Source organism: Streptomyces sp. NPDC007971 (genome assembly GCF_042958635.1).
Classification (GTDB): domain Bacteria; phylum Actinomycetota; class Actinomycetes; order Streptomycetales; family Streptomycetaceae; genus Streptomyces.
Window position 1 is genome coordinate 315,271 of record NZ_JBIBJK010000001.1, and the last position, 18,283, is coordinate 333,553.

The window sequence follows — 18,283 nt, forward strand, 5'->3', positions numbered from 1 at the left end:
ACGTCACTAACCTTCGCCTTCCGTGCATCGCACAACCGCTCACCACCCATGACTCTCGGGGGACACATGGGGAACACCGAACGACCACGTCGCATCGTGCGGCCGGCCCAGCAGGGACTGGGCGCACCGCAGAGCCTGGGCGCGCAGCCGGGTCCTGGCGCGCAGGGTCCTGGCGCGCAGCCGGGGCCGGGCGGCCGGCGGGTCTCCGCGCCCGCGAACCCGGGTCCCGGCGTGGTCCGCCGCGAGCTGCTCACACCGCGCTCCCGCAAGCTGCTGGACGCGGTCGGCCGGCTCGACGCCGGGCTCGACGACCAGGCCTGCCGGTCCCTGGCCGAGTGGCTCCGCGACCAGTACACGACGGCGTACGGCTCGGTCCCGCTCGGCTACGTCGCCCGCTGTTACCTGGGCCCGCCCTACGTCGACCACCAGCTCAGCCTCCTCGGCGTCATCGTCCGGCACTTCTCGGCCGCCGAGCCGATGCCCGAGCCGTTCTCGGCCGCCCGCATGCTCGCCCGCTCCGGCGGCTACGCCTACGTCGAGGTCTACGACGACGGCCTGATCCTCCCCGTCCTGGACGACGGCACCGTCGTCCGCCCCTGATCCCCGATCCCTGCCCGCTCACCCCGCAGCACTCGAACGGAGTTCCGCATGTCCGAGGTCGACCTCGCGCTGCACCGCAAGGTGCAGGAAGTCAGCAACCTCGTCATCAGACTCGGCGAACAGGTCGGCTCCGTCTCCGGCCAGGTCTCCACCGTCGAGGCCAACCAGCACCAGACCCGCACCGAACTCCAGCAGCTGCGCGACGAGTTCCTCGCCTTCGTCCGGCAGGCCGAGGCCACCGCCAACGTGCAGCGCGCCGAGACCCGCATCGGGGTCATCGAGGACAAGATCGACCACGAGTTCGGCCACCACAAGACGGTCCGCCGCACCGCGGTCGGCATGCTCCAGGCCTTCGACGTCGGCCTGGTCTCGGAGGAGAACGTCCGGATGGTCAGCGACCAGCTGATGATCCAGACCCCGCGCTACTGGCTCGCTCCCGCCCTGGTCGCCCTCGCCTCCTGGTCCGCGGACGACCGCACCCTGTGCGAGCGCGCCGTCGACGAGGCGTTCCGCCGCTCGCCCGACCGGACCTCCCTGTTCTTCGCACTCGTCCTGCGGCGCCAGGGCCGGCCCGAGGCGGCGGTGCGCTGGCTGCGGCACTACCTCCTCGCCCAGGACCCGGCGGCGCTCGGCCGCGAGTTCGCGATCATCCTGGAGGCCATCGCCCAGGGCGCGTTCGGGCCGGTCGGCCGTGAGCTGCTGGACCGCACCCTGGCCGAGTGGCGCGCCCAGCTGATGGACCGCGCCGACGCCCAGGCCAAGCAGGTCCGGCGCTGGCGCGACGAGCTGGAGTCCCTGCGTGGACCGTCCCAGGCCACCGAGTTCCCGCGGCTGGCCGCCCTGTCCCCGCAGTGGGTCACCCTCGACGGCGTGCTCTCCTCCGCGCGCGGCCAGCAGCCCGTGCTGGACAAGTACAAGGCGGTCATGGACCGCGAGTTCCAGCCGTCCGAACGCATCGAGGACGCCGTCGACGACATCCTCGACCGGCTCGTCTCCGAGTACGACAACGAGGAACTGCCGTACCGCCGCGACCTCGCCTTCAACCAGGCGGTGGTCGACCACGACGGCGACCTCACCGCCGCCCGCAGGTCCGCCGACGCGGACTCCGCGTCGTACGAGGAGACCCTCGACTACCTGACCGTGCAGACCACGGCCGCGCTCAACCCGCAGGCCATCGGCACCTCGCCGGCCACCCAGCGGCTGTCCGTGGCGGCCTGCCACGAGTGGTTCCAGCAGGCGCACGCCGCCCACACCCGGGACTACCGGGGCGCCGTGCCCCAGGACGTCCAGGCTCAGTTCGCCACCACGCAGACGGTCGGCTCGCAGCTCTTCCAGCTGCCCACCTGGGTCGGCTCGTTCACCCAGCCGCTGGCGTCCCTGGAGAAGTCGCTGAGCGACCACTGGGACCACTACACCCGCCCGTTCGTGGACGCGCTCGCCTTCCCGTGGCTGAAGAAGGTGGCCCCGCTGGCGGGCGTCGTCGCGGCCATCCTGCTCTTCCTGGTGGGCAGCTGGCCGGTCTTCGCGATCGGCGCCGCGGCGATCGTCGCCCTCGTCTGGGGCCTGATCCTGCGCAACCAGGCCCAGACGGCGGCCCGCGCCCAGGCAGCGGCCCGCGAACTGCTGGAGCGGGCCCGGACGGAGTCGCTCCACCAGCTGCGCGGCGCCTCCGCCGAACTCACGGACTGGTACGAGAAGTTCACCGCCGCCGACCGGGTGGAGGCCAAGGTGCGGGAGCTGATCGCCACGCTGCCCACGGCGGGCGGCGGCGCGTCCCCGTTCGAGGGCCGCACGGTCCGCAAGGAGGCCGCGGCCGCCCCGAAGCCCGGGGACCGTCCCGCGTCCGAGCCGCAGGCGGCCTGGCAGGCGGTGCCCGCGCCCCGCCCCGCGACCGAGGCCGCGCCCGAGACCAAGGCGACCCCGTCCGAGACCAAGGCGACCCCGTCCGAGGCCACGGAGCCCCCGTTCGCGACAAAGGCGACCCCGTCCGAGGCCATGGAGCCCCCGTTCGAGGCGAAGGCGACCCCCTCCGACGTGGCGGAGACCCCCTCCGACGCGAAGGAGACCGCGCCCCGGCCGACGGGGACCGTGCCCGAGGGGACCGTGCCCCTGTCGAAGGAGACCTCGCCCGAGCCCCAGGAGGACAGCGCCCGATGAGCACACCACCGCCGCCCGCCCACCAGCCCGGCCCGACGTCGTCGGAGCCCGCTTCCCAGCGCTCCTGGGCCGCCGCGTCCGGGCAGCCCGGGACCGCGCAGCCCGTCCAGGGAACCGCCCCGTCCCCCTGGGCACCCGCCCCGCAGCCCGGCGCCACCGCCCCGTCCCCCTGGGCAGCCGCCCCGCAGCCCGCCGCCGGCGCCGCCGCCCAGCAGCCCGCCGGCACCGTCCAGCCGCTCGCCGGCACCGCCCCGCAGGCCGCCGCGTCCCCCTGGGCCGCCTCCGCCGATGCGGGCCGCGCCCAGTCCTCGCCGTGGGCCGCCCAGCGCCGCCCGCAGCAGGAACGGATCACCAGCAGGCTCCGCAAGGTCGTGGAGGGGCTGCCCGACTGGGAGCCGCTGCCGCCGGGCGAGACCCTCGTACGCCGGCCCGGCAGCACCGCATGACCGGCCTGTGGGGCGACGGCGGCCCCTACCAGGCCTGGGTCGCCTTCCTGCGCCGCTGGGCGGCCATGGAACCGGTCGACCCGGCGAGCCTGCCCGCCCTCCCCGAGGAGCAGTGGGACGGCGACACCTGGGCACGGCTGGGCGAGCACCTCGGCGCCGCCCTGGGCACCCGGCTCACCACCTGGGCCGACCATCTGGTGCGCGCCCTGAGCGTGGCCCGCGACGAGTTCTCCTACGGCCGTGAACTCGCCCAGGCCCGCACCGGCCTGCACACGATCCGTGCCCTGGCCGCCCACCCCGGTCTCCCGGAGGACCTGCGCACGGCGCTCACCGAGATCGTCGACGGGCAGATCACGCAGGTGCAGGGCCAGCTGGAGCAGAGCCTGGACGACGAGGCCCGGCGCGGCGCCGACCCCCGCCTCGTGGAGCGCCGCCGCCGCACCCTGCGGGACAACGCGCTGACCGCGACGCTCGCCGGACCGCCGCCCGGCATGCCGTACCCCGGCGGCCCCCCGTCCTCCGGCGGCCCCCCGTCCCCCGGCGGTACCCCGTCCTCCGGCGCCTGGTCGTACGATCCGGCGGCCCCGCCGAGACGGCGCATCGTGCCCGGCTGAGGCGGCCGACCAGGAGCGCTCCCGAGGCGACCCACCGAGGAATGTTCCCTCGGCGACCGACCGGGGAGCGTTCCCGAGGCGACCGTTCGAGGAGCGCCTCGCTGCCGCCCCCGCCGCCCGCACCCCACCCTCGCAGAAGGCCCGAACCCCGAATGTCGAACTACGCCGAGAGCCTCAGCCACCTCGACAGCTACATCTCCGCCCGTGTCCCGGTCATCGCGATGCGCACGATCGAACAGCAGCGCGCCCTGCGCCTGCTGCGCGAGGCGGCCACCCAGTCCCGGCGCAGCAGCATGCCGTTCTGGATCTACACCCGGGCGACCGGCCTGCGCGACCTGCGCAGCAACGCCGCCGTGCAGGACGACCGTTCGCTGGCCGGGGCGATGGACTTCGCCGCCGCGCAGTTCGGCAGCCGCGCGAATGCCACCGTCGTCTTCGTCGACCCCGACGAACTCGAATCGGACACCCCGGTCACCCGCCACTTCGCCGAGCTGGCCCGCCTCGCCGACAGCAACATGGGCAGCATCGTCCTGATCACGGACACCCCCATCTGGAGCGGCCTGCAGCGCCTCGGCATGAGCCTGCGCCTGGACCTGCCCGACTCCGAGGAGATGTACGGCATCCTCAGCGGATTCCTCGGCGACCACCACGGTCACATCCCCATCGAGTGGACCGAGGAGGACGCCCGCCGCGCGGCCGAGTTCCTGAGCGGTGTCACCGAGGCCGAGTGCGTCAACCTGATGGCGACCATCGCCGCCAAGGGCGCCATCCGCCGCGAGGACGTCCTTGGCCTGGCCCAGGCCAAGGACCGCATCTTCAGCGACCTCACCGGCCTGGAACGGGTCCACCTCAAGCAGAGCGACTACGCCATCGGCGGCCTGACCGGCCTCAGGACCTGGCTGGAACGCAAGCACGACATGATCTCCCGCGACCTGCGCCACACCGCCCTGCGCCCGCCGCGGGGCGTCCTCCTGGTCGGCGTCCCCGGCTGCGGAAAGTCGCTGTCGGCCAAGGCGATCGCCCACGACTGGCAACTGCCCCTCTACCGCCTCGACATGGCGAGCATCCACGGCAAGTACCTCGGTGAGTCCGAGGGCCGCTTCCGCGAGGCGCTCGCCATGGCCGACCGGGTCGCCCCGTGCGTCCTGTGGATCGACGAGATCGAGAAGGGCCTGGCCGGCCGCGACGACATGTCCGGCGTACCGCAGCGCATCATCGGCCAGTTCCTGTACTGGCTCCAGGAGTCCCAGTCCCGCGCGTTCGTCGTGGCGACGGCCAACGACATCCGCAGCCTGCCGCCCGAGCTGCTGCGCAAGGGCCGCTTCGACGAACTCTTCTTCGTGGACCTGCCCGACGCCCAGGACCGCAAGGACATCATCCGCATCTACCACCACCGCTACCTCCAGGCCGACCCCACCCCCGACCAGCTCGACCGCCTGGTCGACCTCTCCGAGGGCTTCGCCGGTTCCGACCTGGAGGCCGCGCTGCACGACGTGGGCGAGGAGGCGGTGCGCCGCGGCGGCTTCGACCGGTTGAAGGACTCGTACGTCATGGACACCTTCGCCCAGGTGCGCCCGCTCAGCGTCAGCAACCCCGAGCAGATCGAGGAGATCCGTGCCTGGGGCCGCGAGCGCGCGGTCCCGGCGGGCCGGGCGGCGGTGACCCCGGTACCGGGCGACGGGGGCCGGACCCGCCGCATCGTCTTCATGGACGAGTGACCAGGGTCAACCCGAGTGTCGGGCGGTCCGACTGGTTCTGGCACAGCAATGTCGTCCATACTGCCGCCGTGGAGCAGCGCATAGGATCGAGCAGCAAGCCCGTCGAGGGCGAGCCCGTCACGGGCGCAGGATTCGACCCGGCCTTCATCCCGGGGCTCACCGCGCCCCTGCGGGCCGAGCCGGAGGATGCGAAGCCGGCGGCGGAGTCCGAGGAGCAGCCGGAGCCTGCCGAGGAGCCGGAGGCAGCGGCGGCCGCGGCACCGGCAGAGCCGGAGGCCGAGGACGAGGACGAGGCGCCCGAGGGCGGCCCCGTCTTCGAGGCCGCCGACCGCCGGGCGAAGTTCGTCGCCGACCACCGCGGGGTCCGTCTCAGCCTGGACGAGGAGAACTGCGAGTTCCGCTGGGACGAGATCGCGGCGGTCGAGACGGAGTCCCCCCGCTTCGGCAAGCGTTTCACCATCACGGTGCACACCCCTGACCGCCGCTGGTACCCGATCGAGATCGAGGCGGCGGCCAGGGCGCGCTTCAAGGAGTGGGAGGAGCAGCTGGACGCCGTGCTGGACTCCTACTTCGAGGAGGCCTAGCTGCAGTACTGGGCGGCCTTCCCGATCGCCCGGTACATGCAGTCCGCGTTCTCCAGCAGCTGCAGCACCGCATCCTTGTTCCGGGACGTCTCCCGCTCGATGACTTCATCGGGCGGGTAGAACCCGCCGTCCCAGCTGGACGTCGGGTACATCTCGAAGGTGTAGTCGAAGATCTTCTGTGTGCCCCACAGATAGTCGTCGATCGACCCGTCGGTGATGTACAGGTCGCTGGACTGCTCGGGCGTGTACCCGTTGCTCGCGGCCATCTTCTGCCCCACGGCCTTGAACGCGGCGGCGTCGTCCGCGCTCATCCCGGGCGCCGTGTCCGCGTACGTCCACCCGAACGGCCAGAGCACCAGCTCGCTGTAGGTGTGGAAGTCGATCCCGGCCCTGATCTGCTGCTTGCCCCCGACGACCCGGCTGCGCGCGAAGTCGGCGACGACCTTCACCTCGGGCGCGGACTCGGCGGCCGACCCACGGTAGGTCTCCGAGGACTTGGATCCCGACGAGCCGCCGCAGCAGCCCCACTTGTAGTCCCAGTTCCGGTTGAGGTCGGTCCCGACGGCCGAGGACCCTGAGTTGGGCTGCCGGTTCTTGCGCCACGACCGATACGACCCGGTGGCGATGTCGTACTCGCCCCCGTCCGGATTCAGATCGGGGACGATCCATATCTCCCGGCTGTTGACGATGTCGGTGATCCGGGAGTCCTTCCCGTACCCGGCGCCCAGCTCCCGCAGCAGATACAGCGCCATCTCGACGGTCAGATGCTCACGGGCGTGCTGGTGCGCGGTGAAGAGCACCTCGGGCTCGTCCTCGTCGGTGCCCACGTTGTCGCTGATCTTGATGGCGACGATGTCCCGCCCCTGGTACGACTTGCCGATCACCCGCTTGCTCATGATGTTCGGGTAGGCGGCCAGCCGCTGGTCGATCTCGGCGTTCATCTCGGCGTAGTTGTGGTACTTCGAGTCGGCGCTGGGGAAGTCGTACAGCCGCAGGTCACCGAGGTCGCGGGACGACCGTCCGGGCACCGCCCCGAGGGGCGTGACGTCGTAGCCGAGGCGGCGCAGTGCGCGTATCTGCTCGGCCCGCCCGGAGACGACGACGGTCTCCTCGTCGGCCTCGTCGACGGTGACGCCGGCTCGCTGAAGGGCCGTGCGGGTCACGGGAGTGGTGCTCCGCTGGATCTCGTACTGCCGGATGTCCTCGCCGGAGGAGGGGCCCTTGCGGGCACTGTCGGCGGTGGCGTGGGTGGCGGTGGCCGATACGGGGGCGGCGAGCGCGAGGGCCAGCAGCGCGCCGAGGGCTGCGGTACGTCTGCCGCCGCGCGCGCCGGAGCCGCGGATGCGAAGTCGCATGAATTCTCCTTGGGTCTCCAGGAATTCCGGGGTCGCCGAGGGCTCGCCCGGACGTGGGGAGTGGAGCTGGGGGAGCTGGGGGGTGTTTCAGTGCGACGGTGCGGATGGGTGCCCATGGTGAAGCCTTGGCATGACCGGGTCAAGGATGTGTCAAGGGGCACCGTCGGGAAATGGCCGCGGCTGCTCGCCTTTCGGCCGGCTATCGGCGACGGGTGGGCCGAAGCCGCTCGATGCGGTCGAGGTCGGCGGAGAGCAGGTCCTCGTGGCTGATCGCGAAGTCCCCGTTGGGCAGGGTTCGCCCCGGGGGGTAGTGCCGGCCCACGACGGCGTCGGGAAGAAACGCCCGCAGGCTGTGGCGCATGGACCGGGGGTGATCGACGGGGACGCCCCATCCGGACGGACCCTCGTCGGTGGAGAACAGGACCCAGTGATCGACGGGGACGTCCGCGTCCAGGTCCGGCGGACCTCCCGTGTGACTGTCCAGCGCGGGCAGGACCAGCCGGTCGGGGTCCAGGGGCGGGTACCAGACCAGCAGGGGCCTGGCGCGCTGCGCATCGGCGTTGTCGAAGCAGCAGAGGGCGATGGTGTGGTCGGGGAACTCCTCGGCGTAGAAGCGCAGCAGATCCGGGTCGAGAGCGGGGCGCCGATGGGGCGGCACCCGGTGCAGCGCGGCGGGGACGAGAGTGGGATCGGAGGCGAGGAGCACGGTGTAGACGTCGTGCTCGAAGACCTGGACGGGCTGCGGATCCGCCCCCATCCAGGCGATGCCGTCGTCCTCGGCGTCGGCGGCCCCGACCGCGGCGACCATGCGCTGCAGGAGGTCACCGCTGCGCCCGGCGGAGACGAACTGCCCGTGACCGAGCTGCCGTGTGGGCAGATGCAGCAGCATGGCGTTCGGACCGTCGGCCAGATTGACGGCGGTGTTCTGGTACCCCACGACATGGATGAGGCCGTGCTCGGGGTGGTGCTGCCGCCCGCAGTAGAGGATCGTGCCGGAGAACCGGGCCTCACCCGTCGAGATGCACATGACCGCGCCTCACTTGAAGGGAACGGTGAGCCAGGGGCTTTCGGGATCGGACATCAGGATCCCGTGCAGGTCGACCATGTCCGTGTACCACTCCCCGAACTCCTCGTCGTCGAAGTGCAGACACCGCCCGAGGATGTACCCGGCGGCGAAGTCCTGCCAGGACTTGTACGACCGCGCGGAGGCCCGGCCCGCCTGGACGACGGCCGACTCGGCCTCCTTCAGCGAGCAGTACCGCGAGCCCAGCCCCCAGCGGGCCATCCCGGAGGCCCGCCCGAAGTTCCAGGCGTCCACGGAACTGACGAACCGGTTCCCCTCCAGGATCCCGTCGGCCCGGAAGCGCGCCTCGTACCGGGTGATGCGCCCGACGAGATGCTGCACGCCCTTGATCCGCGCCTCGGTCTCCGCCTCCGGGGCGCCGGGAGTGGTGGTGACCCCGTCCGGGGTGATGACGGTCTCGCCGCCCGAACGGGCCCGCAGCACCCGGGCGACCGCGTCACGCCAGTAGGCGGTGTCGACATGGCCGCCGAAGTCCCGGGCGATGGTGCGGCGCAGCCCGAGGGCGAACTCCCAGACGGGGTTGGCGCCGTCGGGATCGAGCAGGGCGGTCTGCTGCTCCTGCCACTCCTCGCGGCTGGTGACGCCCCACCACTCCTGAAGGGTCTCGCGCTCCCCCCGATAGCCGTTGCCGTGATACGCCATGGCGTTCCAGGGAAACCCGTACCGCACGACCAGCAGCGCACCGCAGGCCAGCCCCTGAGCGACCTGCCCCTTGAGCGGCCCGCCGAACCGGAGCGTGCGCACCCTTGCGCGGTTCAGCGGACCCTGCGCCTCGTACTGCGCCCACGCGGCGGAGTGCGGTGGAGCGGAAGGCAGGAATGCCTCGCACGGACTGCCCGGATTGACCACGATCATGGGCGGATCGCTCGGCTCCCACACCCGGGCGAACCAGCCGAGGCGCTGCCAGCTGAGCACCCGGTGCGGGTCCGGCACGGGCAGCATGCCCTCCGTGTAAACGGCCCAGATCCGTCCGCCGGCGACCCGGGGATCGTGCCCGAAGACGGGAATCGTCCTGCTCGGTTCGGCATCCGCCCCGTCGCGCCGTATCTCGAAGTACAGACGGCTGTCCGCGAGAATGCCGAAGTAGGCTGCCCAGTCCTCGCGGGACTTGGCCTCGTAGAGGGCCTCTTCGACGGAGCTCGGCGCGGTCCAGGCGGGGGGAGCCGGGGCGGGCGGGGCCGACGGGGGTGGGGCGGAGGCTGGCGGGTTCGAAGGGGGTGGGGTCGATCCCGGCGGATTCGAAGGGGGCGGCGTCGCAGGCCCGAACCCTGCGGGTGGGGGACCGAACGACATGTTTGCCCTTTTCAACTTATGGCCGACTGAGGCAACTTGGCTTGTGTGGTCATGTTATGGAACGCGGTGGCGGCGGATTCAGCGGGGTGGTGTGTCCACGACAGCAGTGATGGCGGGGTCCTCTGCACCTTGCGTCGGCCCGGGTGAGGAAGAGCCGTTCCTCGTGATCCAGGACGAGGACCTGCTCGTCACCGTCGACGATCACGAGGTCGTCCGAGCTCGGGTACCAGAGGTCGTCGATCCGTTCGAGTACGGCCCGGTAGCCGGCGCGCACCGCCGTGCGCTCAGCCGGCCAGGCCGCCCAGACGTCCTGCCCCACGTCCGCGACGGCGGTGCGCAGGGCGTCTCTCAGCTGGTCGGCGTCGAGGGCCGACACGTCGAGGGCGACCTCGGCGTGCGTGATCAGCACGGGAAGCCTGTCCAGTGAACCGCCGAGGGCGGAGAGGAACCCGTCGTGGGCGCCGGGACCTTCGTACGCGTCTATGGCGGCCAGGGTCTGTCGCAGGTGGGGAGGCATGGTCCGTCTTCCGTCTTCCGTCGTCCGTCTCGAGTCTCGCGCTTTACGTTTTGCGTCACATGATCCGTGCAGCGTGACGGCATTGTCCGGAGTTCGTGACACAGGACGTTCCGATAGTGCGGTGCGAGCCGAGGCGTTGTTACGGTCCCGACCGGTGTGCGGCCGACAGGGCCGCCCTGCACAGGGGGGACGTCCCGACATGAATGCTCATCGCCTCAGACCCGCCGCCATTGCGCTCGCTGCCGCCGCACTGGCCGCGGTGCTCACCGGATGCCAGGGAGACGACTCGGCCGCTGGAGCCGACGGCTCGCCGAGCGCTGTTGCCACCACGGCGAGCAAGGCGCCGGGCACCGACGGGGGCAAGGGCGGGGACACGGGGAGCACCGGAGGCACCGGAGGCACGGGAGGCTCGGGGGCCACTGCTCCCGCATCGCCGGGTGCGGCCGGTGGTGCCGGAACGCCCGCGGCGAAGCCGGCCTCCAAGCCCGCCGGTTCGGCCAAGACCACGGCACCGGCCACCGGCTGCGCCACCAAGGCGCCGGACCCGGACCATGTCGACCCCGACGAGATCGCCGTCTACCGCGTCGAGGAACTCCCCGCGAGCACGGGGAAGGTGAACCTCGTCATCCAGCACGGGGCGTGGGGATGCCCAGGCAAGGACACCGACGGCAAGCCGTTCGTCGTCACCGGCGAGGACGCCCGCTGGGCCCTCGACCAGGCCGCGTACGTCACCGCCACCAACCCCGTCGTCGCGAGCAGCAAGAACCAGCGCATCGGCGTCCAGGAACTGATCGACTGGATCAAGGCGCACCCCGACTCCGGCCTGGTGTTCAAGTACGGGACGGGTGACGACGGCGCGATCCACAGCCTGGAGCAGGTGTACACGCCGTAGCCGCCGTTTCCGCCGGACCCGTACGAAGGGGGCCCTGTTCGAGGGCACCCTGTCGGTGGAGGGTCCGGCACACGGGCTGGGAGCGGGAACCGGCTACTGCCCGGCGATGAGGGCAGGCAGTTTGCGCATGTCGTGGAAGACGGTGGTGCCGGGGCCTTCGAGGCGTTCGGCCGGGGTGAGGCCACCGGCGTACCCGAAGGCGCGCATACCGGCAGCGCGGGCGGCCAGGACGCCGGGCCGGCTGTCCTCGACCACCACGCAGGCAGCGGGGTCGACCCCCATCCGCCGGGCGGCATGCAGGAACAGATCCGGGGCGGGCTTGCCGTGGGCGACTTCGGATGCACTGAAGATGCGGCCCGCGAAACGGTCGTGGAGCCCGGTGCGGCCGAGCGTGTGCCGCATCTTGTCGTGGGAGCCGCTGGAGGCCACGCAGGTCGGCAGGGATATCGCATCGAGCGCCTCGGGAAGCCCGTCGACGGGGGCGAGATCGGCGTCCACGGCCTCACGGTGGAGCTGTTCGAACCGCGCCGACCAGATCGCGGCGGTCTCCTCCCCGAGCCTGGCGGCGACCTGCTCACGGATGGCGGCGTGCGACCGCCCGATGAAGCGCTCGACGACCTCCTCCTGGGTGAGGGGCCAGCCCAGCTCCGCGCCGAGGGAGACCTGGACGCGGGCGGCGATGCGTTCGCTGTCGACGAGGACGCCGTCGCAGTCGAATATGACGAGTTCCACCGGATTGATCACCAGGGAAGCTTAGGAGCTTGCCAGAGCAGGCGGACGATCTTTCGGGGATGTTCCACGACCCGTCCGCGCGCGAGGGGCGCGAGGACGACGAGCCGTCTGTGTCCGAAGCGGACGAGGGCCGGTGAGCCGTCCGCGTGCGAAGCTGGCCGGCAAGAACGGCCGCAGCCGGTCCCACGCCTCGTCCGTCGAGTTCCCGCGATCGGCCATTCTGCGGAAAACGAGTTCCGCCGTCTGATCAGCACGGCCTACGCTTCCGTGACCGTTGACACCGCATATCCAACGTAGCGGGGGACTTGATGTGGACGTGAGCAGCGGCAGCGGCAGCGGCCTTGCACCGTTGGAACGGTTGCCCGGCTACGATCTCCGGCTGTATCGCGGCCACAACGACCATGACGCGATGGCCGCCGTGCGGCTGGGCTGTGCACAACGGGATCGGACCGACGCCCACTCGGTTCTGGACGGACTTCCGACGGCAGCCGAGATCGCCGAAGCCTCCGCCAAGCTCGACGACCCGTTCCGGAACCAGGTCTTGGTGGAGCACGACGGTGACGTCGTCGGCTACTCGACGATCACGTGGTGGCAGGAGCGGGACGGGACGTGGCTGTACCTGCACCGCGGCTACCTGCTGCCCGAGCACCGCGGCCAGGGCATCGGCTCGGCCATGCTCGACTGGGCAGAAGGCCGTATCCGTCAGCTCGTGCAGCAGCACGGAACCGCACCCACAGCCGTGATCGGCGCGAATGCCATGGCCTCCGAGCAGGAGGCAACGGCGCTCCTGCTCGAAACCGGATACCGGCGTGTCTTCAGCCTGGTGGAGCTGGAGCTTTCCGATCTCCGACATCTCCCCGCCGAAGGGCCGTTGCCGGCCGGCATCCGCATCGGTGCGGTCGATCCGAGCAACTACCACGCGGCCTGGAAGACGGTCGTCGATTCGTACGCAAATGCTGCCTTCACTCAGAAGTGGACCCTCGAAAGCTTCCTCGCCACTGCCGACCCGACCTGCTGGCGGGCTGCTTGGGACGCGGAAAACATCGCCGGGGTCGCCCTGTGCTCCATCCGTCGCCACGACCCGACTGTGGGCGAAGTCGAAGAACTGAGTGTCCGGGCACAGTCGAGGCGTCTGGGCCTTGGACGGGCCCTGCTACTGGACGGGGTGCGATGTCTTCGCGAGCACGGCGCAGAGACTGCCAGGTTGTACACCGGGACCGCGAATCCGCACCGGTCCTACGACCTCTACGAGAGCGTGGGCTTCCGGCGCCAGAACGAGTACGTCCGCTACCGCAAGCCGATCGCCGTCCGATCCGACGGGGTTGGCTCCACACCACTTTGACGGTACGGATTGCCGAAGAGCGAGCCCAGGTCGATCGACCGGACAGGTGCTTGCTCTAGCCGAGGCGTTCGACGGCTTCCTTGGCCTCCTTCAGACCGGCGCCGGTGGCCTCCCGGTACACCTTGATCGCCTGGATCTTCTTCCCCTCGCGTACGAGCGCGTTCACCTCGTCCATGCGCGGGAGCTCCTCTCGCAGGTCCAGGTGCTTGATGACCAGGTCGAGCTTGCGCTCGACGCGCGCGAGACGCTCGTCGGCCCGCGCGAACCGGCTCACGGTGCTGAGGGTGAGGCCGACCACGGCCAGGGCGAGAGCGGCGAAACCGAGTATGTCCATGGCCGTGATCTTAGAAGCGCACGCACCAGGCGCGTGACGTGGACACGCTTGCGGTCCCCTTACGTGCCCGTCTTCGGCTCACAGCCCCGTGGGGCGACTCTCCTTCAGGGCTTCGACGAAGGGGACGAAGGATGCGGCGGGGAAGGTGAGGACGGCTCTGGCCGGGGCCTTCGAGTCGCGGACGGATATGTGGGTGTCCAGATCCGCGACTTCGACGCATGTGTTGCCGTCGCCTCCGCCGGAGTACGACGACTTCTGCCAGCGGACGGCCTGGGTCATGTGAGGGCCTCAGACTTCCTTCGTCAGGTGGTGGATGAAGTCCCGTGATTCCACGGGCTGTAGTGCTGCCTTTCCCACCTTATTGAGCATGGCCCGGAAGCGCGCCAGCTGAGATTCGGCATCGATGAAGGCGGTTCCGTGCGGAGCGTCGCGCAGCACGGTGTCCAGCTGTGGCAGTGGACCACCCACGTACATCATCTCGATCCCGGCCCCGGCGAACCCCTCCCTCGCCAATGGGATGACCCGCACCGCTGCCCGCCCGTCCTCGATCGCGCGCAGCACTTCCAGCAACTGTGCACGAGCGGTACGACGATCCGAGACGAGGATGCGCAGCGCCGCCTCGTGGATGATCGTCTCGTAGGGGATCGGGACGTCACGTTCCAGCACGGACCGGCGCCTCATCCGATGCTCGACGCGGGGTTGCAGCTCGCTCTTCGGCAGCTCGGGGATCATGTAGCCGAAGACGGCGCGTGCGTAGTCCGGGGTCTGGAGGAGTCCTGGCACGTGGCTGGTGACGACCTCGCGGAGGAACGTGCCGTGATGCTCGGTCTCGGCGACATCCAGGAACACCGGTGGGAGTACTCCGCGGTACTCGTTCCACCACCCCTGCGTGCGGTCGGTCACCATCGCGACAAGGGCTTCGATCAATGCTTCGTCGGCGCAGGCGTAGTGGGCGGCGAGGCGTCGTACCCGTTCCTCGCTGACGCCCGCGAGACCCGCCTCGACCTGGCTCATCTGGGCCGAGGTGGAGCTGAGCAGCCCCGCCACCTCACGCGCTTTCAGGCCGGCTGCTTCTCGCAGCCTGCGCAGCTCGGTGCCCAGCCGCACCTGCCGTGCCGTGGGTTGGCTCCTTGGTGCCATGTGCCCTCCCGGCCTTCAACCACCCTGCTGGCGTGCCTCGTTCGGGGGACAGATTACGCGACTGGCTATGTGAGGAAAAATTTTTGCTCTACCGTCAGTGACGAGACGGACACGTGGCGGAAGTGCACCGCTTCGTCCTGCCATGACGGCTGCGGCAAGGCCACCGCACGCTAAATCCCCTTCATCTCAGCGGAGTTGATGACGTATGCCCGAAACCCTGGACTGGGACTACACCCTCTACATCCCCAACGACCTCAGAGCGGTGACGGTCTGCCGCCGCACCCTGCGCCTGATTCTTACCCTGCACGGGTTGACCGGTCTGGTGGACACGGCGGAGCTGCTGGCGGCGGAGCTGGTCTCCAACGCCGTACGCCACACGAAGGGGCCCGCTGCACTGAGGGTTCGCCGTACGGCGGAGGGGGTGGTGTGGATCGGGGCGTGGGACACGGATCCGGCGCCGCCGGAGCCGCCGGTGCCGTTGGCATCGGCGGGCGAGTTGGAGGAGGCCGGGCGGGGACTGGGGCTGGTGGTGGCCTGTGCGGATTACTGGGGGTGGCAGCCGTCGGCGCGGTTCGGGAACCGGGGCAAGTACGTGTGGTGCGAACTGACGGGGGCGGCGTGATGGTGGGCCAGTCGCACGAGGCGCTGCACAGGATCTTCCAGAAGGACCCGGCGCTGCTGACGAGGGCGTTACAGAAGGTGCTGCACGTCCCGTTCCCGGAACCGCGGGAGATTGCGGCGCTGAACGTGGACCTGACGGAGATCGAGCCGGTCGAGCGGCGGGTGGACACGCTGCTGCGGGCGGAGACGGCCGAGGGCACATACCTGCTGGTGGTGGAGTCGCAGGGTAAGGCGGACGACCGCAAGCGGGGCAGCTGGCCGTACTACCTGTCGTACCTGTACGAGAAGTACCGCTGCGAGCCGGTGCTGATCGTGATCACGCAGAACAGCGCTACGGCGCGATGGGCGTCGCGGCCCATCCGGTTCGGATTCCCGGGCTGGGATTCGCTGACGGTACGTCCCCTGGTCCTGGGCCCGGACAACGTGCCGGTGATCGCGGACGAGCGGCAGGCCGAACGGGACGTACCTCTTGCGGTGCTCTCGGCGATGACACACGGGCGTGGTCCGCAGGCCCCGGCCATACTGGAATCGCTGGCGTCCGCCCTGCGGACCATCGACCCCGACAGTGCCGCGGTCTTCGTGCAGTTCGTCGACTCATGCCTGGCCGATCCCCAGGCGAAGCAGATGTGGAGGGACCTGATGACGGCGATCCAGTACTTCTGGCGACACCCGCTGGCAGAGCAGGTGCGCGAGGAGGGGCGGGAGCAGGGCCGGACCGAGGCGAAGGCCGAAATGATCCTCCACATCCTGGGGTGGCGCGGCATTCAGGTGACCGACGAGGTCCGCGAGCAGGTGGAGTCATGCACGGACCTGGCCCGGCTTGAGGTCTGGGCCCAGCGGGCGGTGCACGCGACGGACGCGGCGGAGCTGTTCGTCGAGGAGTAAGAAAGCAGAACGGGGGGCCACCCGCTTCTCGGTGTTGCCCCGCCCGCCCCGGTCACTCCATCCGGTGAATCACGTCCGGGCGAGTTCCGCGACCCACGTGGCCGCCGCGTCGGGAACGGGCGGGGGCGCGCCGACGACCACGAGTTCCGTGATGCCCGCCGCGGCGAGGGCGGGCAGGTGCTCCGGAGTGCCGTCGCTCAGCGCGACGGCAATCGTGAGCTCGTCGATGGAGCGACCCTGCCGGGCGCACTCGTCGGCGAGGACGGCGACGCGCGAGGGGACGTTAGGGGTAACGGGAGGCGGGCGCGTCCACGAGGACCACCTGCTCGCCGCACCAGAGCCTCGCGAAGCCGTGCGTCTCCGCGGCCGTGGCCACTGCTCGGACGACCTCCGGTCGGACACCGTCACCGATCCCGAGCGCATGCAACCCCACTCGCATCCGCCACCTCCGGGCATCACCCTAGGCGCGAAGCGCGGACGCGCTCGGGTGACCTGGCATGCCGTGCATGGAGGCGGCACGGCATGCCACCTGGACGGGCCGAGGCCACCGCCCGCGCCCGAGTCGCGGTCTGCTGAGACTCGGGCGCATCGCGCTCGCCGCTCGCCGTCCACTCCTGCCCCTCGGCGACGGTCGAGTTCGCAAAGGATGCGAGGTGCGGAGGAAGCAGGGGGCGGAAGAGCCGGTCACGCCACGCACTTCAGACCCGCTGAGGCCAGGCCGCCCGCGAGTTCAGCTTCCTCGTCACTCACGGTCTGCCGTCGCCGTCGACGTACCCGGACAGGGCGGCGACGGAGACGCTGTCGGCGACGGCGCGAATACGGGTCCCGGGCGCCACGATGTCGACGGAGATGGTGTCGCCTCGTGCGATGGAGATGTCCGCCGTCACGTCGGTGCCGAAGCCGTCCAGGGTGATCGAGCGAAGTCCGCTGAAGGCAAGCTCGATCTGCACGGTGTTGAAACCCTGCGCGGCCCACTGCCGCGGAGGCTGTGCGGGATAGGCCGGCAGGTCCAGACGCACCCTCATCTGGGGCCCCTCCTTGTGCAACACCACCTCGTGCAAGCGAACGCCGGACAGGCTCGGCGGGGCGTTCTGAAAGATGCGGGTGATGCCCTCGGGGTTGACCACGAAAGACGTCCACGACATGGCTGCCCGCTGTGGTCCTCTACCGGAAGGGAATGTTGAGCCAGGGTCTGCCAGGGGTCCTACATCAAGATCCAATGGGCCTCCTCCATGTCTTGGTGCCAGTCACCGAACTCCTCTTCGTCGAAGTCGAGACAACGTTCGGCGGTTTAGCTAGCTGAGAAGTCCTGCCACGACTTGCATCTATTGCGGTCCTCTTTTGCGCTCCATTGCTATTCGGTACCGTGCAGTGGTCCGAATCTCGACGGCGTGTGGTGATTTCCGTTGTCTTCGTTCCACTGGCAATCAGCTGCTCGAACGTAACCATCGCCGCTGTTCAATAGAAATATAGTTCCTTGTGCTGGATCGATGCCGCGAGTCTGCAAAAAGTCTGCAGACTTAATCGCGTCGAGTCGAGTGATCTCTCGAGTTTGATAGCTTGGCGTCAAGTACATCAACTCCGTGCAGCACTTCCGCGGACGCAACCTATCCCGACTGCTCTGAGGTCAAGATTTCCCTTTTCTCCGACTCGTAGACGCCGCGGGCTTCTGGGGCGCGATCATAAAAGGCTTCCCAGAAGCCGGGCTGTCCCCACGGCTCTGGACAAAGAGAAAACGAGCCGTTTTTGAGTTGAAGGTAACGCCAGGAGGGTGGGATGAAAGAAGAGGTCACCTCAAATGCTCTGCTGTCGAATAGTGCAGGATCATCACCTTTGATGAATTCCATTCGAAACAATGCGCACTTATCGTGTGGTACAAACACTTCGAGAACTGTATAGTCATGACCTTCCCTGAGGGCATCGATGCCATGCAACTTCTCAATTTTCGCGGCTTGCTGAGCCATGAATC

Annotated in this window: 20 protein-coding genes; 10 read left to right on the forward strand and 10 right to left on the reverse strand. The window is 69.8% G+C overall.

Translation table 11 applies throughout. The features are described 5' to 3' along the window. Nucleotides 1-66: 66 nt before the first annotated feature. The 6 genes from ACFZCP_RS01390 to ACFZCP_RS01415 all read left to right on the forward strand — a co-directional run bounded on the left by ACFZCP_RS01390 (nucleotide 67) and on the right by ACFZCP_RS01415 (nucleotide 6,119). The gene (locus tag ACFZCP_RS01390; protein ID WP_391423015.1) at nucleotides 67-600 is read left to right on the forward strand and encodes a hypothetical protein; all 534 of its coding nucleotides are present in this window, start codon (nucleotides 67-69) and stop codon (nucleotides 598-600) included. Nucleotides 601-648: 48 nt separating this feature from the next. After that, on the forward strand, nucleotides 649-2,757 hold the full coding sequence (locus tag ACFZCP_RS01395; RefSeq protein ID WP_391423017.1) for a hypothetical protein: 2,109 nt from the start codon (nucleotides 649-651) through the stop codon (nucleotides 2,755-2,757). After that, nucleotides 2,754-3,203: a hypothetical protein gene (locus ACFZCP_RS01400; RefSeq protein WP_391423019.1), complete on the forward strand. Its 450-nt coding sequence runs from the start codon at nucleotides 2,754-2,756 to the stop codon at nucleotides 3,201-3,203. The genes ACFZCP_RS01395 and ACFZCP_RS01400 overlap by 4 nt, the downstream gene beginning before the upstream one ends. Then, a complete protein-coding gene (locus tag ACFZCP_RS01405; RefSeq protein ID WP_391423021.1) occupies nucleotides 3,200-3,817 on the forward strand; it encodes a hypothetical protein in 618 nt (205 codons plus the stop codon). The genes ACFZCP_RS01400 and ACFZCP_RS01405 overlap by 4 nt, the downstream gene beginning before the upstream one ends. 152 nt (nucleotides 3,818-3,969) lie before the next feature. Continuing rightward, nucleotides 3,970-5,535: an AAA family ATPase gene (locus ACFZCP_RS01410; protein ID WP_391423023.1), complete on the forward strand. Its 1,566-nt coding sequence runs from the start codon at nucleotides 3,970-3,972 to the stop codon at nucleotides 5,533-5,535. A 68-nt stretch (nucleotides 5,536-5,603) separates the two neighbouring features. After that, on the forward strand, nucleotides 5,604-6,119 hold the full coding sequence (locus tag ACFZCP_RS01415; RefSeq protein WP_391423025.1) for a hypothetical protein: 516 nt from the start codon (nucleotides 5,604-5,606) through the stop codon (nucleotides 6,117-6,119). Here the strand turns inward: ACFZCP_RS01415 and ACFZCP_RS01420 are convergent. The 4 genes from ACFZCP_RS01420 to ACFZCP_RS01435 form a co-directional block, all read right to left on the reverse strand. Further along, nucleotides 6,116-7,474 carry a M14 family zinc carboxypeptidase gene (locus tag ACFZCP_RS01420; RefSeq protein WP_391423027.1) on the reverse strand — a complete coding sequence of 453 codons (1,359 nt, stop codon included), beginning with the start codon at nucleotides 7,472-7,474 and terminating at the stop codon, nucleotides 6,116-6,118. The genes ACFZCP_RS01415 and ACFZCP_RS01420 overlap by 4 nt on opposite strands. 199 nt (nucleotides 7,475-7,673) lie before the next feature. After that, a complete protein-coding gene (locus ACFZCP_RS01425; RefSeq protein WP_391423029.1) occupies nucleotides 7,674-8,501 on the reverse strand; it encodes a hypothetical protein in 828 nt (275 codons plus the stop codon). Between the two features lie 9 nt (nucleotides 8,502-8,510). Further along, nucleotides 8,511-9,500, reverse strand: coding sequence for a DUF1266 domain-containing protein (locus ACFZCP_RS01430; RefSeq protein ID WP_391423031.1), 990 nt, complete (start codon nucleotides 9,498-9,500; stop codon nucleotides 8,511-8,513). A gap of 400 nt (nucleotides 9,501-9,900) precedes the next feature. Then, complete coding sequence (locus tag ACFZCP_RS01435; protein ID WP_391423033.1) at nucleotides 9,901-10,368, reverse strand: hypothetical protein; 468 nt, start codon at nucleotides 10,366-10,368, stop codon at nucleotides 9,901-9,903. A gap of 199 nt (nucleotides 10,369-10,567) precedes the next feature. On the opposite strand from ACFZCP_RS01435, the gene ACFZCP_RS01440 reads away from it, so the two are divergent. Next, nucleotides 10,568-11,260: a hypothetical protein gene (locus ACFZCP_RS01440; RefSeq protein WP_391423035.1), complete on the forward strand. Its 693-nt coding sequence runs from the start codon at nucleotides 10,568-10,570 to the stop codon at nucleotides 11,258-11,260. A gap of 93 nt (nucleotides 11,261-11,353) precedes the next feature. Here the strand turns inward: ACFZCP_RS01440 and ACFZCP_RS01445 are convergent, their stop codons facing one another. Then, the gene (locus tag ACFZCP_RS01445) at nucleotides 11,354-12,004 is read right to left on the reverse strand and encodes an HAD-IA family hydrolase (protein ID WP_391423037.1); all 651 of its coding nucleotides are present in this window, start codon (nucleotides 12,002-12,004) and stop codon (nucleotides 11,354-11,356) included. 304 nt (nucleotides 12,005-12,308) lie between these two features. Between ACFZCP_RS01445 and ACFZCP_RS01450 the strand changes: the two genes are divergently transcribed. Continuing rightward, nucleotides 12,309-13,334 (forward strand): GNAT family N-acetyltransferase, encoded by a 1,026-nt coding sequence (locus ACFZCP_RS01450; RefSeq protein WP_391423039.1) that lies wholly within the window; start codon nucleotides 12,309-12,311, stop codon nucleotides 13,332-13,334. Nucleotides 13,335-13,389: 55 nt separating this feature from the next. Here the strand turns inward: ACFZCP_RS01450 and ACFZCP_RS01455 are convergent, their stop codons facing one another. The 3 genes from ACFZCP_RS01455 to ACFZCP_RS01465 form a co-directional block, all read right to left on the reverse strand. Then, nucleotides 13,390-13,668 carry a ribosomal protein L7/L12 gene (locus ACFZCP_RS01455; protein ID WP_391423041.1) on the reverse strand — a complete coding sequence of 93 codons (279 nt, stop codon included), beginning with the start codon at nucleotides 13,666-13,668 and terminating at the stop codon, nucleotides 13,390-13,392. Nucleotides 13,669-13,746: 78 nt separating this feature from the next. Then, nucleotides 13,747-13,947: a DUF397 domain-containing protein gene (locus ACFZCP_RS01460; protein WP_391423043.1), complete on the reverse strand. Its 201-nt coding sequence runs from the start codon at nucleotides 13,945-13,947 to the stop codon at nucleotides 13,747-13,749. Nucleotides 13,948-13,956: 9 nt separating this feature from the next. After that, on the reverse strand, nucleotides 13,957-14,808 hold the full coding sequence (locus ACFZCP_RS01465; protein ID WP_391423045.1) for a Scr1 family TA system antitoxin-like transcriptional regulator: 852 nt from the start codon (nucleotides 14,806-14,808) through the stop codon (nucleotides 13,957-13,959). Between the two features lie 205 nt (nucleotides 14,809-15,013). Here ACFZCP_RS01465 and ACFZCP_RS01470 point away from each other — a divergent pair, with 205 nt between their 5' ends. Then, complete coding sequence (locus ACFZCP_RS01470; protein WP_391423047.1) at nucleotides 15,014-15,430, forward strand: ATP-binding protein; 417 nt, start codon at nucleotides 15,014-15,016, stop codon at nucleotides 15,428-15,430. Further along, nucleotides 15,430-16,314 carry a hypothetical protein gene (locus ACFZCP_RS01475; protein WP_391423680.1) on the forward strand — a complete coding sequence of 295 codons (885 nt, stop codon included), beginning with the start codon at nucleotides 15,430-15,432 and terminating at the stop codon, nucleotides 16,312-16,314. Before ACFZCP_RS01470 ends, ACFZCP_RS01475 begins: the two co-directional genes overlap by 1 nt. 746 nt (nucleotides 16,315-17,060) lie before the next feature. Here ACFZCP_RS01475 and ACFZCP_RS01480 read toward each other — a convergent pair. Together ACFZCP_RS01480 and ACFZCP_RS01485 are read right to left on the reverse strand one after the other, a co-directional pair. Continuing rightward, nucleotides 17,061-17,459 carry an Imm50 family immunity protein gene (locus ACFZCP_RS01480; protein ID WP_391423049.1) on the reverse strand — a complete coding sequence of 133 codons (399 nt, stop codon included), beginning with the start codon at nucleotides 17,457-17,459 and terminating at the stop codon, nucleotides 17,061-17,063. Nucleotides 17,460-17,921: 462 nt separating this feature from the next. Further along, nucleotides 17,922-18,278: a hypothetical protein gene (locus ACFZCP_RS01485; RefSeq protein WP_391423051.1), complete on the reverse strand. Its 357-nt coding sequence runs from the start codon at nucleotides 18,276-18,278 to the stop codon at nucleotides 17,922-17,924. Nucleotides 18,279-18,283: the final 5 nt, after the last annotated feature.

Excerpts from the sequence above, each read along its gene's own strand:
- ACFZCP_RS01460 (WP_391423043.1), bottom strand. The coding sequence starts at position 13,947 with ATGACCCAGGCCGTCCGCTGGCAGAAGTCGTCGTACTCCGGCGGAGGC.
- ACFZCP_RS01390 (WP_391423015.1), top strand. The coding sequence starts at position 67 with ATGGGGAACACCGAACGACCACGTCGCATCGTGCGGCCGGCCCAGCAG.
- ACFZCP_RS01455 (WP_391423041.1), bottom strand. The coding sequence starts at position 13,668 with ATGGACATACTCGGTTTCGCCGCTCTCGCCCTGGCCGTGGTCGGCCTC.
- ACFZCP_RS01485 (WP_391423051.1), bottom strand. The coding sequence starts at position 18,278 with ATGGCTCAGCAAGCCGCGAAAATTGAGAAGTTGCATGGCATCGATGCC.
- ACFZCP_RS01395 (WP_391423017.1), top strand. The coding sequence starts at position 649 with ATGTCCGAGGTCGACCTCGCGCTGCACCGCAAGGTGCAGGAAGTCAGC.
- ACFZCP_RS01440 (WP_391423035.1), top strand. The coding sequence starts at position 10,568 with ATGAATGCTCATCGCCTCAGACCCGCCGCCATTGCGCTCGCTGCCGCC.
- ACFZCP_RS01435 (WP_391423033.1), bottom strand. The coding sequence starts at position 10,368 with ATGCCTCCCCACCTGCGACAGACCCTGGCCGCCATAGACGCGTACGAA.
- ACFZCP_RS01405 (WP_391423021.1), top strand. The coding sequence starts at position 3,200 with ATGACCGGCCTGTGGGGCGACGGCGGCCCCTACCAGGCCTGGGTCGCC.
- ACFZCP_RS01410 (WP_391423023.1), top strand. The coding sequence starts at position 3,970 with ATGTCGAACTACGCCGAGAGCCTCAGCCACCTCGACAGCTACATCTCC.
- ACFZCP_RS01400 (WP_391423019.1), top strand. The coding sequence starts at position 2,754 with ATGAGCACACCACCGCCGCCCGCCCACCAGCCCGGCCCGACGTCGTCG.
- ACFZCP_RS01475 (WP_391423680.1), top strand. The coding sequence starts at position 15,430 with ATGGTGGGCCAGTCGCACGAGGCGCTGCACAGGATCTTCCAGAAGGAC.
- ACFZCP_RS01465 (WP_391423045.1), bottom strand. The coding sequence starts at position 14,808 with ATGGCACCAAGGAGCCAACCCACGGCACGGCAGGTGCGGCTGGGCACC.
- ACFZCP_RS01420 (WP_391423027.1), bottom strand. The coding sequence starts at position 7,474 with ATGCGACTTCGCATCCGCGGCTCCGGCGCGCGCGGCGGCAGACGTACC.
- ACFZCP_RS01480 (WP_391423049.1), bottom strand. The coding sequence starts at position 17,459 with ATGTCGTGGACGTCTTTCGTGGTCAACCCCGAGGGCATCACCCGCATC.
- ACFZCP_RS01425 (WP_391423029.1), bottom strand. The coding sequence starts at position 8,501 with ATGTGCATCTCGACGGGTGAGGCCCGGTTCTCCGGCACGATCCTCTAC.
- ACFZCP_RS01430 (WP_391423031.1), bottom strand. The coding sequence starts at position 9,500 with ATGCTGCCCGTGCCGGACCCGCACCGGGTGCTCAGCTGGCAGCGCCTC.
- ACFZCP_RS01470 (WP_391423047.1), top strand. The coding sequence starts at position 15,014 with ATGCCCGAAACCCTGGACTGGGACTACACCCTCTACATCCCCAACGAC.